Source organism: Megasphaera micronuciformis F0359 (genome assembly GCF_000165735.1).
Lineage (GTDB): Bacteria > Bacillota > Negativicutes > Veillonellales > Megasphaeraceae > Megasphaera > Megasphaera micronuciformis.
This window is the reverse complement of sequence record NZ_GL538197.1, coordinates 1-17,005: the sequence shown is the minus strand read 5'-3', so window position 1 is coordinate 17,005 and position 17,005 is coordinate 1. Positions and strand designations below refer to the sequence as shown.

Here is a 17,005-nt window from a genome sequence, read left to right as displayed (position 1 = left end):
GTATTTTTCTTTTGCCATTGTACATTTCCTCCAATGCGATTAAAATTAGCCTTTTTCGCTGATAACTTTTTCCGCTACATTCTTAGGAACTTCTTCGTAGTGGTCGAAAGTCATTGTATAAACACCGCGACCCTGCGTCTTGGAACGCAAGTCCGTTGCATAACCGAACATTTCAGCCAAGGGTACGAACGCATTAATATGTTCCGCACCGCTGCGCATTTCCATTCCGTCTACACGACCGCGGCGAGAGTTTAAGTCGCCGATAACATCGCCCATGTAATCTTCGGGGACAACGACTTCAACCTTAACATACGGTTCGAGAAGTACGGGGTCCGCTTTACGCGCACCTTCTTTGAAGCCCATAGAACCGGCAATCTTGAAGGCCATTTCCGAAGAGTCGACATCATGGTATGAACCGTCAAAAACGACAACCTTAATATCTACCATCGGGAAACCTGCAAGAACACCCGTTTCCATCGCTTCTTTTACACCGGCTTCGACAGAGCCGATATATTCACGAGGAATAGCGCCGCCGACAATCTTGTTTTCAAACTCGAAGCCCGCACCCGGTTCCTGAGGAATCAGTTCGAGCCAGCAATCGCCGTACTGACCGCGACCACCGGACTGACGAACGAAACGGCCTTCCTGTTTAACAGTCTTGCGAATCGTTTCACGGTATGCAACCTGCGGTTTGCCGACATTAGCTTCTACCTTGAATTCACGAGCCATGCGGTCAACGATGATATCCAAGTGCAATTCGCCCATGCCGGAGATAATGGTCTGACCCGTTTCGGCATCCGTCTTAACTTTGAACGTCGGATCTTCTTCGGCCAAGCGAGCAAGGGCAACGCCCATCTTTTCCTGGTCGGCTTTCGTCTTCGGTTCAACAGCTACGGAAATAACCGGTTCGGGGAATTCCATTTTTTCCAAAATAATGGGGTTCTTTTCGTCGCACAACGTATCCCCCGTCGTTGTATCCTTCAGGCCGACAATGGCACCGATATCACCGGTGTACGCCGTCTGAACTTCTTCACGGTGGTTAGCGTGCATACGTAAGATTCGGCCGACACGTTCCTTCTTGCCCTTTGTCGAGTTGAACACATACGTGCCCGCATCGAGAGTACCGGAGTACACGCGGAAGAAAGCGAGTTTCCCTACAAAGGGGTCAGCCATAATTTTGAACGCCAACGCGGAGAACGGTTCTTTGTCGTCCGCCTTGCGTTCAGCCGGTTCTTCAGAACCGGGAATAATGCCCGCTACGGGCGGAATATCCAAAGGCGACGGCATGTAGTCGACAACTGCGTCGAGCAACATCTGAACGCCTTTATTCTTGTACGCCGAACCACACAGTACGGGGAACATAGCGTTCGTTACAACCGCTTTACGAATAGCCTTTTTCAATTCATCTACGGAAAGTTCTTCACCTTCCAAGTATTTTTCCATGAGAGCGTCATCCGTTTCACAGATGGCTTCTACCATGATTTGATGATATTCTTCGGCCTGGTCCTTCATATCGTCGGGAATTTCAACGATATCGATTTGTTTGCCCAGGTCATCACCGTAAATTTCGGCCTTCATCGTTACGAGGTCGACAATACCGGTGAAGTCATTTTCAGCACCGATAGGAAGCTGAATGGCTACGGCATTGGCTTGGAGACGATCCTTCATCATGTCCACACAATTCAGGAAGTCCGCACCGGTCGTATCCATCTTGTTAATAAATGCAATACGCGGAACCTTGTAGTGTTCAGCCTGACGCCATACGGTTTCAGACTGAGGTTCTACACCGCCTTTTGCAGAGAAAACGGCAACGGAGCCGTCGAGTACACGCAAGGAACGTTCAACTTCGACTGTGAAGTCAACGTGCCCCGGAGTATCGATGATGTTAATGCGGTGATCTTTCCAATGAGCTGTCGTAGCTGCGGACGTGATCGTAATACCGCGTTCCTGTTCCTGTGCCATCCAGTCCATAGTAGCGGCGCCGTCATGGACTTCGCCGATCTTATGTACACGGCCGGTATAGAAAAGGATACGTTCCGTCGTCGTGGTTTTACCGGCATCGATGTGAGCCATGATACCGATATTTCTTGTTTTTTCCAAGGAATATTCTCTTGCCACGATGTTCTTCCACTCCTCAATAGTAGTAACTTACTCTTACCAACGATAATGAGCGAACGCTTTGTTTGCTTCCGCCATCTTATGAGTATCTTCTTTCTTTTTGATAGCGGCGCCGGTATTGTTGAATGCGTCCATCAATTCGGCAGCAAGTTTTTCTTTCATTGTACGTTCACCGCGTTTACGCGCATAGCCTACAGTCCAACGGATACCGAGGGACAATCTGCGATCTGCACGAACTTCAACGGGAACCTGGTAGTTAGCACCGCCGACACGGCGAGCACGAACTTCCAATACAGGCATAACGTTGTTCAAAGCCTGTTCAAATACTTCCATAGGGTCTTTATTCATTTTGGAACGGATAATATCGAATGCATCATAAACGATGGATTCGGCAACACCCTTTTTACCGTCCAACATTACTTTGTTAATGAAGCGCGTAACGAGTTTGGAATGATATACCGGATCCGGCAATACATCGCGCTTCGGCACGGGGCCTTTTCTAGGCATGTCTAATTCCTCCTTAAATGTAAGTTATCAATTACTGCGGCAAAAATTATTTGCTCTTTTTAGCGCCGTATTTCGAACGGGACTGCTTACGATCTGCAACACCTGCAGTATCCAAAGCGCCGCGCACGATGTGATAACGTACACCCGGAAGGTCCTTGACACGACCGCCGCGAATTAATACAACACTGTGTTCCTGTAAATTGTGACCAATGCCGGGGATATAAGCCGTTACTTCGATAGAGTTCGTCAAGCGAACACGAGCAACCTTACGCAAAGCGGAGTTAGGCTTCTTCGGCGTAGCTGTGTACACACGAGTGCAGACACCGCGCTTTTGCGGGCATTCTTTCAAGGCCGGAGCCGTCGATTTTTTAACGGATGTCTGACGACCTTTACGAACCAATTGGTTAATTGTCGGCATATGGGCACCTCCTCTCTAAACAATTAGATTTATATTTGTAATCATCACCGGGAATATCCCTTTAGATGATATTACCGAAATTACTTTAACAGACCTACGGCTGCCGCCTTTACTTTAATGCGGCAGGCCTCACCCAATTCTTCCATAGTATATGTCGAATCGACGACTATGTCCGCTTGAGCGGCGCAGTCCGCCAAAGGACGAACGACAGCCTCATCGCTGTCTTTAGCAAGATATATTGCGGACACTTCGTTCCGCTTCATCGCCTTTAACGTTTGTTTCGCACCGACTGTTTTTCTCGCCGTACGCAAACTTTCCAAGCTCACGAAACACACCCCTTACCCGCAAAAATAAATGTTGCACACACTGCAACACTTACGTATTTTATCATTCCCCCTTTTGTCTGTCAATCCTTTTTCACCGATAAACTGCACGAATTCACCGTTCATTATTACACGTTTCCGGGTATTTCCTATTCCTTATCTTATGAAAACCGACTTTACCGATTTCTCCTCTTTTATTTGAGAATAAATATCATTTATGATATTCTTAAGTAAAGTATGATACCTGGAAACCTTATGTTCATTTTTTTAAGGAGGCTTTATGAAAAAACGACTGCTTTCACTATTTCTTTTGATGTCCTTATGTCTGCTCTTCCTTACGGCCTGCGGCAGTCAATCTCAACCGGTAAAAAAGGGCGAGAAGCTTCATGTCGTAGCTACGACTACCATGCTTACAGACTTAGTCTCTCAAATCGGCGGTGACGATGTGACCGTGACAGGGCTCATGGGCCCCGGCGTAGACCCCCACCTTTATCAGGCCGGCGCCGGCGATGTAACAACCTTATCCGGTGCAGACCTCATTGTTTGCAACGGCCTTCATTTGGAAGGAAAAATGGGAGATGTTTTGAAAAACGTTGAAAACAAGGGAATCTCTACCGTTTACGTAGCCGACAGTCTTCCTGCGGAAAGCATTCTGACCTTTGAAAACGAGGGTGCGGCTGCCCAAGACCCGCATATTTGGTTTGACGTGGAAAATTGGAAAAAAGCGGCTACAGCCGTAGAAAAAGCTCTGGCTGAAAAAGATCCTGAGCACGCCGCCCATTACAAGGAAAGAACGCAAACTTATTTGCAACAATTAGACGAAACGAACGAGTATGTTAAAAAAAGGAGTGCCGAAATTCCGGAAAATTCTCGGATCCTCGTAACGGCACATGACGCTTTTCAGTATTTTTCTCGTGCTTACGGCTTTCAAGTACGCGGGCTGCAAGGCGTAAGTACGGCCTCTGAAGCCGGTACTCGCGACATGGCCGACTTGGTGCAATTTATTACGGACCATAAAATAAAGGCCATTTTTGTGGAATCGTCAGTACCTCACAAAACGATCGAAGCAGTCCAGGAAGCTTGCCGAGCCAAAGGTTGGAATGTAGTTGTCGGCGGAGAATTATACTCCGACTCTCTCGATACGACGACCAGTCCGGCCGGTACGTACATCGGTATGATAAAAGCAAACATAGACACGATTGTCGACGCCTTAAAATAAGGAGGTACACTGTGAACTGGGCTGTAGAAATAGAAGATATGACCGTAGCCTATGACAGGCATCCCGTTCTCTGGGACGTGGATATGAAGGTCCCTCAAGGGGCTCTGGCTGCCGTGCTCGGTCCTAACGGGGCCGGTAAATCCACGCTTTTAAAGGCAGCTCTGGGCCTTATTCCTACCATTTCCGGTCGCGTTAAGTTTTATGTAAACGGTACCTTGAGCGTGTTTAAAGAAGATAAAAAGCAAATCGTATATGTACCGCAAAGCGGCAGCGTCGATTGGGATTTTCCTACAACCGTTTTGGATGTCGTCCTCATGGGACGTTACGGACATCTGGGGTGGTTTCGAAGACCCGGCAAGAAAGAGCGGGAATTGGCCTTACGTACACTGGAAAAAATCGGTATGGCCGATTACGGAAACAGGCAAATCAAACAATTATCCGGGGGCCAACAACAACGGGTGTTCCTGGCCCGCGCCCTGGTTCAAGACGGCGAAATCTATTTCATGGATGAACCGTTTAAAGGTGTCGATAAAAAAACGGAAGAAACAATTATTACCATCCTCAAGGAAATGAAGAATAAAGGTAAAACAGTCGTTGTCGTTCATCACGATTTGAATACGGTTCGCTCCTATTTCGACTGGATCACTCTCCTCAATGTACGTACCGTAGCCTGCGGTAAAACGACTGAGGCCTTTACCGCCGCCTCCTTGAAAGAGGCTTATAACCTGCAAGAGGTCGTCTTATGAATCTGTGGAACGAATACACCTTTTGGATCATTATCGTCGGCGCGGCACTACTCGGCTTGACGGCCGGCATTATCGGCACCTTCGCCGTCTTACGCAAAGAAAGTCTTATCGGCGACGGCCTCTCTCATGCAGCCCTTCCCGGCATTGCTCTGGCTTTCTTATGGAGCGGTACGAAAGATACGGTATGGCTGTTGACCGGTGCTGCCGTGTCGTCACTTATAACATCCTGGCTCATAGCTTTGACCGTGCGTTACACAAAAATAAAATTCGACGCAATCCTGGCAACTCTCTTATCTTCATTCTTCGGCTTCGGTATGGTTTTACTTACCTATATCCAAAGCCTTGACAACGCCTCTCAAGCAGGTCTTACAAAGTTTATCTTCGGCCAGGCCGCCTCTATGATGATAAAAGATGTCTATTTGACTTCGGCCGCGGCCGTACTGATAATCCTGCTTGTACTTATTTTTTGGAAGGAACTCAAGCTGACATCCTTTGATGAAGAATACGCCCGCACCTTACAAATACCCGTTACGGCAGTAACGGTCCTATATCGCGGCATGCTTCTTTTAACCGTAATCATCGGTATTCAAACCGTAGGAGCTGTTCTCATAAGCTCTCTACTGATTGCCCCTGCGGCGGCAGCCCGACAATGGACCGACAAATTAGGCACTATGATTACACTGGCCGGCTTCTTCGGCGCACTCTCGGGTATCGGCGGTGTGATATGGAGTGCCTCTGTTACCAAACTGCCTACAGGTCCGGCAATTATCGTCTGCTTATCAACGATTGTATTCATCAGCCTCCTTTTTTCTCCCAAATACGGAATCATATATCGAGGCTTAAGGAGGTGTATCGTATCTTATGAACGCACAAACTGAGATACTCTTGATTATTACTGTCGTCTCCGTGGCTTGCAGCATTCCCGGCGTGTTTTTGGTCTTAAGACGTATGTCTATGACGGCTGACGCCATTACGCACACCGTCCTTTTAGGCATTGTGGCGGCCTTTTTCTTCACGAAAGATCTGACCTCGCCCTTGTTAGTTCTCGGGGCTGCCGCAACGGGAATTTTGACGGTTTGGCTGTCGGAATTATTGTGCCGCACCCGCCTCTTTGCCGAAGATGCATCGGTAGGCATTATCTTCCCGCTTCTCTTTTCCCTCGCCGTTATCTTAATCACCCTTTACGGTAGCCATCTTCATTTGGATACGGATACGGTTTTACTGGGAGAAATCGCCTTTGCTCCCTTCGATCGGCTGATATTAAACGGGCTCGACGCAGGACCTGCCGCACTTTGGTCGACAAGTTGTATCTGCCTCCTGAATCTCCTTATGGTAATCTGCTTATCAAAGGAGTTGAAATTGTCCACCTTTGATCCTTTACTCGCCACATTTTACGGCTTTCGACCGCACCTTCTGCATTACCTGCTGATGACCTCCGTATCGTTGACAGTCGTTGTGTCCTTTCAAGCTGTCGGAGCCATCTTGGTCATTGCTTTAATGATAGGCCCCGCGGCCATCGCCTATTTGTTCGCCAAGTCCGTAACGAAGATGATCATCAGTGCCCTTTTCATTGCCGTCTGTGCAGCCGTAAGCGGCACACAACTCGCTTTTCTTCTGAACACCTCTATTGCCGGAATGGTGGCATCCGTCATAGGATTAATCTTTACGGTATCCCTTATCGCTTCACCTCGAGTCGGGATTATGTCCAAAATACTTTATCGCAGACATCTACATGTCCGCTATGGTGAGGAAACCCTCTTATTTCACGTCTTTACCCACCAGAATACATCTTGCGCCCTTGTTGAAAACGGTACAGGTACCATCCATGAGCATCTGCACTGGTCACCGCGTTTTTTAAAAAAAATCACTCGTCGCTTAATGAAGCAAGACTTACTGGTTGCAGAAAACGGCATCTACAAGCTGTCTCACAAAGGGATTGAACGAATGAAAGACACGAAATTATTGAAATCACTTGACTAAGCTGAACTTAAGACACAAGAAGGGTTCTTGCACCAATGCAAGAACCCTTCTATAGATTTACACACTATTTATTTCATAGCTTACATACTCTGTTTTAAAATATCGATTACTTCCTGTCGAGTCAATTCTTTGTACCCGCCTTTTAAAATGCTGACTCCTTCAGCTATACCTTCAACCATATCTTCAGTCATTCCCAGCTCGGCTGCATGAAGAACGACGCCGATTTCTTTCATATACGCTTCCATACGCTGCAACCCTTCAGACGCAATTTCTTCATCACTCTTCCCCGTACCGTCTACATCCCAGACGTTTTCGGCATAGCGTTTGAATTTTGCCAACCCGGCCGACATAATATGTCGATAGTACGGTAAAGATACGGCCGCCAATGTCATTCCGTGCGTAGCATCCGTAAAAGCCCCGACAGACTGACCGAGCATATGCACCATCCAATCTTGAGACTTTCCCTTGCCGATTAAAGAGTTTAAAGCCCACGTTGCCGCCCACATAATATTACTGCGGGATTCATAATCCGTCGGATTCTTTACGGCAATACGGCTTGCATGAATCAAGGAGCGAAGCAGGCCTTCGGACAGATAGTCGGACGTATTATCGTCTTCACCGCTAAAATACTGTTCCAGTATATGCGACATAATGTCGAAGATACCGGCCACCATTTGATACTGAGGAAGGGTATATGTATATTCGGGGTTCAGCACGGCAAATCTCGGGCACACCTGTTCGCCAAAGTTTCTGCCGACCTTGCGCTTTTGAGCCGTATTGGTAATAACAGAATTGCTGTTCATTTCCGAACCCGTACCGACCATGGTCAATACACAACCGACGGGCACAATATTCTCGGACGGCTTTTCACGACCTGCAAAGAATTTTTCCCACGGATCGCCTTCCGTATGAACGGATACGGATATGGCCTTAGCATAATCGATAACCGAACCGCCGCCGACGGCAAGCAGTAAATCCGCCTTGTGATTTCTGGCTATTTCTCGACCTTCCAATACTTTATCCAGCGTGGGGTTAGGCATAACGCCCGCATCTTCAACTACATTCTTATCGTTTTCTTTTAAAATTTCCATTACGCGGTTATATATGCCGTTCTTTTTAATAGAGCCGCCGCCGTAAATGAGAACAACGTTCTTCCCATACTTAGGGAGTTCTCTGTGTAAATAATCCATCGCCTTATTACCGAAATATAAAGCCGTAGGATTTTCATATTTAAAATTTCCTAACATAATAGTCCTCCTTCATAAAGGGCATACGGTACACTTGTTCATATGCATTTTTAGACATGCAGTTATATTCATTATACCGAATATATCATCCTTTTAACAATCTATAGCCATACAAGTATTGCAATAGATACTACAAAGGGACTCGCTTATAAGCGAGTCCCTTTGTAGTATCCGTCCGGAGGAGGTACATTCCTCCATACCCGAACGAACTTATATGTATTATTCTCCGTCAATAGCGACGGAATCCGACAAAATAGGATCTTCTTCCTCGTACTCAACAAGAGAAATGGGTTTAACTACCTTTACCTTACGATAACGGCTCATTCCCGTACCGGCAGGAATCAGCTTACCGATAATAACATTTTCTTTTAAGCCGAGCAAGGGGTCAACCTTACCTTTAATAGCAGCGTCCGTAAGTACGCGAGTTGTTTCCTGGAAGGACGCGGCGGATAAGAAGGATTCCGTAGCCAAGGCCGCCTTGGTAATACCGAGAAGCAGAGCCTTGCCTTCCGCCTGTTTACCGCCTGCAGCCTGAATGCGACGATTCATTTCTTCGTAAGCATTCAGTTCTACATAGTCTCCCGGCAATACATCCGCATCACCGGCATCTTCAATCTTCATCTTACGTAGCATCTGGCGAACAATAACTTCAATGTGCTTATCATTAATTTCAACACCTTGAGATTTGTATACCTTTTGTACTTCATATACCAGATAACGCTGCGTAGCTTCGACACCCTGAATTCTCAGGATATCATGGGGATTGATGGAGCCGGCCGTAATACGGCTACCCTTTTCAATAACATCTCCTTCATGAACTACCAAATGAGCTCCGTACGGAATGGTGTAACTCCGTTCGTCACCGTCTTCAGCCGTAACATGAACAATATGAATATCCTCATGATCTTCTTTTTCCGTAATTGTAACAACGCCGTCAATTTCCGTGACAATAGCATTGCCCTTCGGTTTACGGGCTTCAAACAATTCTTCGACACGCGGCAAACCTTGAGTAATATCGCCTGCCGATGCGACCCCGCCGGTGTGGAAGGTACGCATAGTCAACTGTGTGCCCGGTTCACCGATAGACTGAGCCGCAATGATCCCGACCGACTCACCTACATTGACCTTACCGCCCGTGCCGAGGTCACGACCGTAGCATTTAGCGCAAACGCCGTAACGGCTATGGCAAGTAAGAACGGAACGAATACGAACTTTGTCGTAATACTTAACGACTTCCTTCGCCTGTTCTTCCATAATTTCTTCATTAATGGGAACAATCACTTCGCCCGTATCCTTATTGAATAAGGTTTCCGCAGCCGTTCTGCCCACAATCCGGTCTTCCAAAGGTTCGATAATGCCGTCGCCTTCAACAATAGCCGTAACTTCAACGCCGCGAATATCATTGTTGCGGACCTTGACTTCTTCTACATCACTCAAAAGAATACGTTCAATCGCTTCTTCCGTAAGAGCCGTGCCGGCCGGGCAAATTTCCGTACCCATGGAATCATAAACCGTACGTTCCACCGTCTTACCGAGCATATTTTCTACCATAGCTTCTCTCAAGGCGTCACGAATGCTGTCTTCCGGTGCACCGAGCATGACGTTTTCAATCTTATTCGTATGATTGAGGTCGTCATTAATGTCCATCTGACTGCCGCGCAAGGATAACTTGGGAATCTTGTATTCAATAACCGTATCGAGATCGTCATTGGTCAGAACGTGATCTTCCGCAAACAGAAGTTCTCCTGTTTCTTCGTCCACTACGTCGCGTGCCAATACGCGACCGATCAATTTTTCTCTCAATAAGTTGACTGCCTGACGTACCGAGCCTGCGAGTCGAGCGCGTTCGCGAATGAGGTCCAAGCCGAATACGTCGCAATCATCTTCACGGACAATAACGTCCTGAGATACATCGACGAGACGACGAGTCAAGTAACCCGAGTCGGCCGTACGCAAAGCCGTATCGGCCAAGCCCTTACGCGCCCCGTGACTGGACGTAAAGTAATCCAATACGGATAAGCCTTCACGGAAGTTTGCCTTAATAGGCAAGTCGATAATACGTCCTGACGGATCGGCCATCAATCCGCGCATACCCGCAACCTGACGAATCTGTTGCTTGTTACCGCGGGCCCCGGAATCGGCCATCATAAAGATAGAGTTAAACGAATCCATGTTATCCATCATGGCTTCCGTTACATCGTCAGTCGCTTTTTCCCACAGAGCAATCGTCTTACGATACCGTTCATCTTCCGTAATCAAGCCGCGCATAAACATTTGCGTAACCTTGAGAACCTGCGAATCCGTTTCGCTGAGGATGGCTTTCTTTTCTTCAGGAACCTGAATATCCGAAATCGCGATGGACATGCCTGCCTGACGAGCGTAATGATAGCCGATGGCTTTAATGCGGTCGAGGAGCGAAGCCGTTTCCGTATTTCCTACGAGATGGAAGCAATCGGCAACGAGTTTACCGATTTGTTTCTTATTCATCAAAACACCGAGGCACTCTACATCGACATATTCTTTATCGTCTTTAAAAGCGGCAACCGCTTCTTTATCGATTTTCTTGGCTACTTTCGGTCGAATAGCCGCCAAGTCGACACCGAATTCTTCCTTCATGGCCGTGAATCCGTAATCAAGAATCCGACCGTCTTCCCGCTTAATTTTGACAAGGTGATCACTGTCAATCAAGCCGTTTTCATACGCGAAAGCCGCATCTTTCGGATCCGTAAAGACCATAACCTTATCCGTGTGGAAGCGGCGCAGTGCTTCATAAAGCTGATTGTTATAAAGCATGCGTCCCGCCGTAGTTTCAATCAAACCGTGGCCGGGAATACGAACCTTAATTAAGGCACCGATATCCAAGACTTTGGCATCATAAGCAAGCATGACTTCATCAAAATCGGCAAAAAGCTTCCCTTCACCCTTGGACCCCGGTTTTACCATGGTCAGATAGTAAGCACCGAGCACCATATCCTGCGTAGGAACGGCAACAGGTTTGCCGTCCTTCGGCGCCAAAATATTGTGTGCCGACAGCATGAGTGTACGAGCTTCCGACTGAGCTTCTACGGACAAAGGCAAGTGGCAAGCCATCTGATCCCCGTCAAAGTCGGCATTGTATGCCGTGCAGACCAAAGGATGCAACTTAATAGCACGACCTTCCCACAAAATCGGTTCAAATGCCTGAATCCCGAGTCTGTGCAACGTCGGGGCACGGTTCAACAGTACAGGATGTTCTTTAATGACATCTTCCAAAACGTCCCATACATTTTCCTGAACACGTTCTACCTGTTTTTTCGCATTTTTAATATTCGTAGCCTTGCCTTCTTCAACAAGTTTTTTCATAACGAAGGGCTTGAAGAGTTCCAAGGCCATTTCTTTCGGTAACCCGCACTGATGCATCTTTAATTCCGGGCCGACAACGATAACGGAACGACCGGAATAGTCAACACGTTTACCGAGTAAGTTTTGACGGAAACGGCCTTGTTTCCCTTTTAACATGTCAGACAAGGACTTTAAGGCTCTGTTACCGGGGCCCGTAACGGGACGACCGCGACGACCGTTATCAATAAGTGCGTCGACAGCTTCCTGCAACATACGTTTTTCATTACGGACAATAATATCCGGTGCCCCCAATTCCAATAACCGACTTAACCGATTGTTACGATTAATGACGCGTCGATACAGATCATTCAAGTCGGACGTGGCAAAACGGCCGCCGTCAAGCTGTACCATAGGGCGCAATTCGGGCGGAATGACCGGAACGGCATCTAAAATCATCCATTCCGGTTTATTGCCGGAATGAAGAAAGGCTTCAATTACCTCCAAGCGGCGAATAGCCCTTACACGACGCTGTCCCGAAGAATCACGCAATTCTTCGCGCAATTCCTTATCGAGAGCTTCCAGGTCAAGTTCGGCCAATAATTCTTTAACAGCCGCCGCCCCCATACCGACACGGAACTTTTCACCGTACATATCAAGATTTTGACGATATTCCGTTTCCGTCAACAACTGCTTTTTCTGCAACGGCGTATCGCCCGGATCAAGGACGATATACGAAGCAAAGTAAAGCACTTTTTCCAACGAACGAGGAGAAATATCAAGAACCAGCCCCATACGGCTGGGGATGCCCTTGAAGTACCAAATATGAGATACGGGTGTAGCCAACTGAATGTGGCCCATCCGTTCACGACGCACTTTGGCACGCGTAACTTCTACGCCGCAGCGATCGCAAACAATCCCTTTATAACGAATTCTTTTATATTTACCGCAATGACATTCCCAGTCCTTTGTAGGCCCGAAAATGCGTTCGCAGAACAAGCCGTCACGTTCCGGCTTTAATGTACGATAGTTAATGGTTTCCGGTTTTTTTACTTCACCGTGGGACCATTCAAGAATCTTTTCAGGCGACGCCAAGCCGATTCGCATGGAATCAAATTCATTTACGTCCAGCACTAATACCGCTCCCTTCTGTACTGCTTCTTATTCTTCCGAGTCGTCACTGATGCCATCTGTAAGGGTGTCATAACCCATACCGATGAGTCCGTCATCATTGCCGTTATCAGCCGGTTCTTCGACATCTTCCGTAACGATATCTTCCGCAGGGCGGTCGACAGCTTCTCCTGTCGCTTCGCCTTCCATAATATGGCGCATTTCATCATTCTTGCCTGCATCGACTTCCAACTCGTCTTCATCATCCAATTCCTTAATGACGACTTCTTCACTGTCTTCATTCAGAATCTGAACATTTAAGCCGATAGCCTGCAATTCCTTCAAGAGTACCTTAAAGGATTCGGGCACGCCCGGTTCGGGGATGTTTTCGCCTTTAACAATCTTTTCATACGCCTTGACACGGCCTACGACATCATCAGACTTAACCGTAAGCATTTCTTGTAAGGTATATGCCGCACCGTAAGCTTCCAAAGCCCAAACTTCCATTTCACCGAAACGCTGGCCGCCAAACTGAGCTTTACCGCCCAAAGGCTGTTGCGTAACAAGGGAGTACGGGCCGGTAGAACGAGCATGAATCTTATCATCAACCAGATGATGCAACTTGAGGAAGTACGTATACCCGACAGTAACGCGGCGGTCCATAGGTTCGCCCGTACGTCCGTCATAAAGAACGGTCTTGCCGTCGTCGGGAAGTCCCGCTACCCGCAAGGCTTCGAATACATCTTCCGCATGAGCTCCGTCAAATACGGGAGTAGCAATATGAACACCCGCTTCATCAGGTTGAATCATGCCGTATTTATCAATGTCATAACCGATTTCTTTCAACTTATCGGCCAAGTGATTATCGGGGTTGAGAATCTGTACGCCTATTTCGTGCATAGCCCAACCGAGATGAGTTTCCAAAATCTGTCCGATGTTCATACGAGAAGGTACGCCCAAAGGATTCAACACAATTTGAACGGAAGTACCGTCCGGTAAGAAAGGCATATCTTCCTGTCTCATAACGCGGGATACGACACCCTTGTTACCATGTCGACCGGCCATCTTATCGCCTTCATGAATCTTACGTTTTTGAGCGATGTATACGCGTACAAGCTGGTTTACCCCCGGCGGTAATTCATCATTGTTTTCGCGAGAGAAAACGCGAACCGCTACAATCTTACCCGATTCGCCGTGAGGCACACGCAGCGACGTATCGCGCACTTCCCGTTCCTTATCACCGAAAATAGCCCTCAAAAGGCGTTCTTCAGGAGTCAGTTCCGTTTCACCCTTAGGCGTAACTTTTCCGACAAGAACATCACCGGGCACGACATCGGCGCCGACGCGAATAATGCCGCCTTCATCGAGGTCCTTCGTGCTGTCTTCACTTACATTGGGAATTTCACGCGTAATTTCTTCAGCACCCAATTTAGTGTCACGTGCATCGCATTCATATTCTTCTACATGAATGGATGTGTAAATATCATTCTTAGGCAATTCTTCACTTAAAAGAACGGCATCTTCGTAGTTATAGCCTTCCCAAGGCATGTAAGCAACGAGGATATTGTACCCTAAAGCCAATTCGCCGCCGTCCGTAGCCATACCGTCGGCCAAGACCTGGTCGCGTTCAACCCGTTCACCTTTATACACGAGAGGACGCTGATTGATACACGTACTCTGGTTTGAACGAACGAACTTAATCAGCTTATAAGTATCCGTACCGCCTTCGTCCGTCGTAATAATGATTTCATCCCCTGTAACACGAGCTACTTTGCCGGCATGCTTAGCCAAAATGCAAACCCCCGAGTCACAAGCGGCCTTGTATTCCATACCCGTACCGACGAGCGGTGCCTGGGTACGCAGCAAAGGCACGGCCTGACGCTGCATATTCGCACCCATTAAGGCACGGTTCGCATCATCATTTTCCAAGAAAGGAATCATAGAGGTACCGACAGAGACTACTTCACGAGGCGATACGTCCATGAAGTCCACACGGTCGCGTGCCACTTCCAAAACGGCTTCGCCGTGGCGGCAGGCAACTCGTTCATTGACAAAGGTACCGTCTTCTGCCAACGGTTCATTAGCCTGGGCAATAATATATTGTTCTTCTTCATCAGCCGTAATGTAATGGACATCATCCGTAACAACGTGTGTAGTTTTGTCCACACGACGATACGGGGCTTCGATAAAGCCGAACTCATTGACCTTACTGTAGCACGCCAAGGACGAAATCAAACCGATATTCGGACCTTCAGGCGTTTCGACGGGGCACATACGGCCATAGTGAGAATGATGTACGTCGCGAACTTCAAAGCCTGCTCGTTCACGTGATAACCCGCCGGGGCCGAGGGCACTGAGACGACGTTTGTGTGTCAATTCGGCTAAGGGGTTTGTCTGGTCCATGAACTGGGACAGCTGGCTGGATCCGAAGAATTCTTTAATAGCCGCTACTACAGGACGAATATTAATGAGCGCTTGCGGTGTAATCGATTCCGCATCCTGTACAGTCATGCGTTCGCGTACGACACGTTCCATACGCGTAAGACCGATACGGAACTGGTTCTGCAATAATTCACCGACACAACGAAGACGACGATTGCCCAAATGGTCGATATCGTCCACATTCCCGAACCCGTCCATAAGGTTTAACAAATAGCCTATATTGGCAATAATATCTTCTTTTGTAATCGTCCGGTGGTCATAAGGCAAGTTGCTGTTATTGCAAATAATCTTGGCAACCGTACCGTCCTGTTTTTCCGCAAATACTTCAATCAGTCCGTCAAAGTTAAAGACGCCGCTTTCTTTAATCTTAGCGATTTCTTCAGCTCCGATAACAGTCTGTGCCGGTAATACGAGCTCACCCGTTTCGCTGTTAACGATAGGTTCATGCAAGGTAATTCCGAAAAGACGATGCTCCCAACCCAACTTACGAGCCGCCTTATAACGACCGACTCTAGCCATGTCATAGCGACGAGGGTCGAAAAACAAGCCTTCAAATAGGCTGCGTGCGCTTTCCACTGTCGGAGGTTCGCCGGGGCGAAGTTTTTTATAGATTTCTACAAGAGCTTCTTCTTGCGATTCTGTCGTATCCTTTTCAAATGTAGCCTGTAACCGAGGGTCATTATAGAAAAGTTCCATAATATCATTATTTGTCGGCCAGCCGAGGGCACGAATAAGAACCGTTGCCGGAATCTTCCGATTTCTGTCGATACGGGCATAGACGATACCGTTTGTGTCCGTTTCCAATTCAATCCAGGCACCGCGATTAGGGATGATGGTAGAGCTGTACAGACGAATGCCCATAGGGTCGATTTCACGACCGTAGTACACGCCGGGAGAACGCACCAATTGGCTGACAATAACACGTTCGGCACCGTTGATAATAAACGTACCTGTATCGGTAATCAGAGGGAAGTCACCCATAAATACTTCCTGGCTTCTTCTCTCACCCGTCCCGCGGTCGAGAAGGCTGATCTGCACGCGAAGAGGTGCGGAATACGTCGTATCCCGTTCTTTACATTCTCGAATATCATATTTCGGTTCGCCTAACGAGAAGTCTTCAAAAGACAAGGACAGATTGCCCGATGCGTCTTCAATCGGCGAAATATCTTTAAATATGTCCTTTAACCCTTTTTCTAAAAACCATTTGTAAGATTTGGTCTGCAAATCCAACAAATGAGGCATCTTCAAGACCTCGTTAATCTTCGCATACGTATACCGAGTTCTCTTCCCTACTTGTACAGGTTTGAACATGCTGCAACTTCACCCCTTATAAAAAGTAAATCTCTTAAAACGGAAGCCCTGAGTTTACGGAAAAGCGACAAAAAAGCAAGGCTCTGACATAACCTGAACCTTGCTTAATTTTCCTTGTTAAGGATGAATGCCTCCGTGTATAAAAACAGACCTTCTGCTGGATATTCTGCAATGAGTTATTATAGCACACGAGTTTTTCCTCGTCAACAAGCTGATATGAATTTGTCAAGTATTATTGTAGTGTATCAAGACATTTGTGACAAGGA

11 protein-coding genes are annotated in these 17,005 nt (G+C 47.4%); 4 read left to right on the top strand and 7 right to left on the bottom strand.

Going from position 1 to position 17,005, the window contains the following annotated elements:
• Window positions 1-45 precede the first annotated feature (45 nt).
• The 4 genes from fusA to HMPREF9429_RS03570 form a co-directional block, all read right to left on the bottom strand.
• A complete protein-coding gene (gene fusA / locus HMPREF9429_RS03585) occupies window positions 46-2,118 on the bottom strand; it encodes an elongation factor G (RefSeq protein ID WP_040773669.1) in 2,073 nt (690 codons plus the stop codon).
• A 36-nt stretch (window positions 2,119-2,154) separates the two neighbouring features.
• Window positions 2,155-2,625: a 30S ribosomal protein S7 gene (rpsG, locus tag HMPREF9429_RS03580; RefSeq protein WP_006941712.1), complete on the bottom strand. Its 471-nt coding sequence runs from the start codon at window positions 2,623-2,625 to the stop codon at window positions 2,155-2,157.
• Between the two features lie 46 nt (window positions 2,626-2,671).
• Window positions 2,672-3,043, bottom strand: coding sequence for a 30S ribosomal protein S12 (gene rpsL / locus HMPREF9429_RS03575; protein WP_006941710.1), 372 nt, complete (start codon window positions 3,041-3,043; stop codon window positions 2,672-2,674).
• Window positions 3,044-3,123: 80 nt separating this feature from the next.
• On the bottom strand, window positions 3,124-3,369 hold the full coding sequence (locus tag HMPREF9429_RS03570; RefSeq protein ID WP_006941708.1) for a ribosomal L7Ae/L30e/S12e/Gadd45 family protein: 246 nt from the start codon (window positions 3,367-3,369) through the stop codon (window positions 3,124-3,126).
• Between the two features lie 277 nt (window positions 3,370-3,646).
• Here HMPREF9429_RS03570 and HMPREF9429_RS03565 point away from each other — a divergent pair, with 277 nt between their 5' ends.
• From HMPREF9429_RS03565 to HMPREF9429_RS03550, 4 genes are read left to right on the top strand one after another with little or no spacing between them, the layout of a single operon-like run.
• Complete coding sequence (locus tag HMPREF9429_RS03565; RefSeq protein WP_006941701.1) at window positions 3,647-4,585, top strand: metal ABC transporter solute-binding protein, Zn/Mn family; 939 nt, start codon at window positions 3,647-3,649, stop codon at window positions 4,583-4,585.
• 11 nt (window positions 4,586-4,596) lie between these two features.
• The gene (locus tag HMPREF9429_RS03560) at window positions 4,597-5,331 is read left to right on the top strand and encodes a metal ABC transporter ATP-binding protein (protein WP_006941700.1); all 735 of its coding nucleotides are present in this window, start codon (window positions 4,597-4,599) and stop codon (window positions 5,329-5,331) included.
• Window positions 5,328-6,209: a metal ABC transporter permease gene (locus tag HMPREF9429_RS03555; RefSeq protein WP_006941699.1), complete on the top strand. Its 882-nt coding sequence runs from the start codon at window positions 5,328-5,330 to the stop codon at window positions 6,207-6,209. The genes HMPREF9429_RS03560 and HMPREF9429_RS03555 overlap by 4 nt, the downstream gene beginning before the upstream one ends.
• The gene (locus HMPREF9429_RS03550) at window positions 6,193-7,311 is read left to right on the top strand and encodes a metal ABC transporter permease (protein WP_006941698.1); all 1,119 of its coding nucleotides are present in this window, start codon (window positions 6,193-6,195) and stop codon (window positions 7,309-7,311) included. The genes HMPREF9429_RS03555 and HMPREF9429_RS03550 overlap by 17 nt, the downstream gene beginning before the upstream one ends.
• Window positions 7,312-7,391: 80 nt before the next feature.
• On the opposite strand, the gene HMPREF9429_RS03545 is transcribed toward HMPREF9429_RS03550, so the two are convergent.
• The 3 genes from HMPREF9429_RS03545 to rpoB form a co-directional block, all read right to left on the bottom strand.
• Window positions 7,392-8,558 (bottom strand): iron-containing alcohol dehydrogenase, encoded by a 1,167-nt coding sequence (locus HMPREF9429_RS03545; RefSeq protein ID WP_006941697.1) that lies wholly within the window; start codon window positions 8,556-8,558, stop codon window positions 7,392-7,394.
• A 219-nt stretch (window positions 8,559-8,777) separates the two neighbouring features.
• Window positions 8,778-13,010 (bottom strand): DNA-directed RNA polymerase subunit beta', encoded by a 4,233-nt coding sequence (gene rpoC, locus HMPREF9429_RS03540; protein WP_006941696.1) that lies wholly within the window; start codon window positions 13,008-13,010, stop codon window positions 8,778-8,780.
• 27 nt (window positions 13,011-13,037) lie between these two features.
• The gene (rpoB, locus tag HMPREF9429_RS03535) at window positions 13,038-16,739 is read right to left on the bottom strand and encodes a DNA-directed RNA polymerase subunit beta (protein WP_006941695.1); all 3,702 of its coding nucleotides are present in this window, start codon (window positions 16,737-16,739) and stop codon (window positions 13,038-13,040) included.
• Window positions 16,740-17,005: the final 266 nt, after the last annotated feature.

Bases quoted from the DNA above. Each gene is read 5' to 3' on its own strand.
- HMPREF9429_RS03565 (WP_006941701.1), top strand. From the start codon at position 3,647: ATGAAAAAACGACTGCTTTCACTATTTCTTTTGATGTCCTTATGTCTG.
- HMPREF9429_RS03545 (WP_006941697.1), bottom strand. From the start codon at position 8,558: ATGTTAGGAAATTTTAAATATGAAAATCCTACGGCTTTATATTTCGGT.
- HMPREF9429_RS03555 (WP_006941699.1), top strand. From the start codon at position 5,328: ATGAATCTGTGGAACGAATACACCTTTTGGATCATTATCGTCGGCGCG.
- HMPREF9429_RS03550 (WP_006941698.1), top strand. From the start codon at position 6,193: ATGAACGCACAAACTGAGATACTCTTGATTATTACTGTCGTCTCCGTG.
- rpoB (WP_006941695.1), bottom strand. From the start codon at position 16,739: ATGTTCAAACCTGTACAAGTAGGGAAGAGAACTCGGTATACGTATGCG.
- rpsL (WP_006941710.1), bottom strand. From the start codon at position 3,043: ATGCCGACAATTAACCAATTGGTTCGTAAAGGTCGTCAGACATCCGTT.
- rpsG (WP_006941712.1), bottom strand. From the start codon at position 2,625: ATGCCTAGAAAAGGCCCCGTGCCGAAGCGCGATGTATTGCCGGATCCG.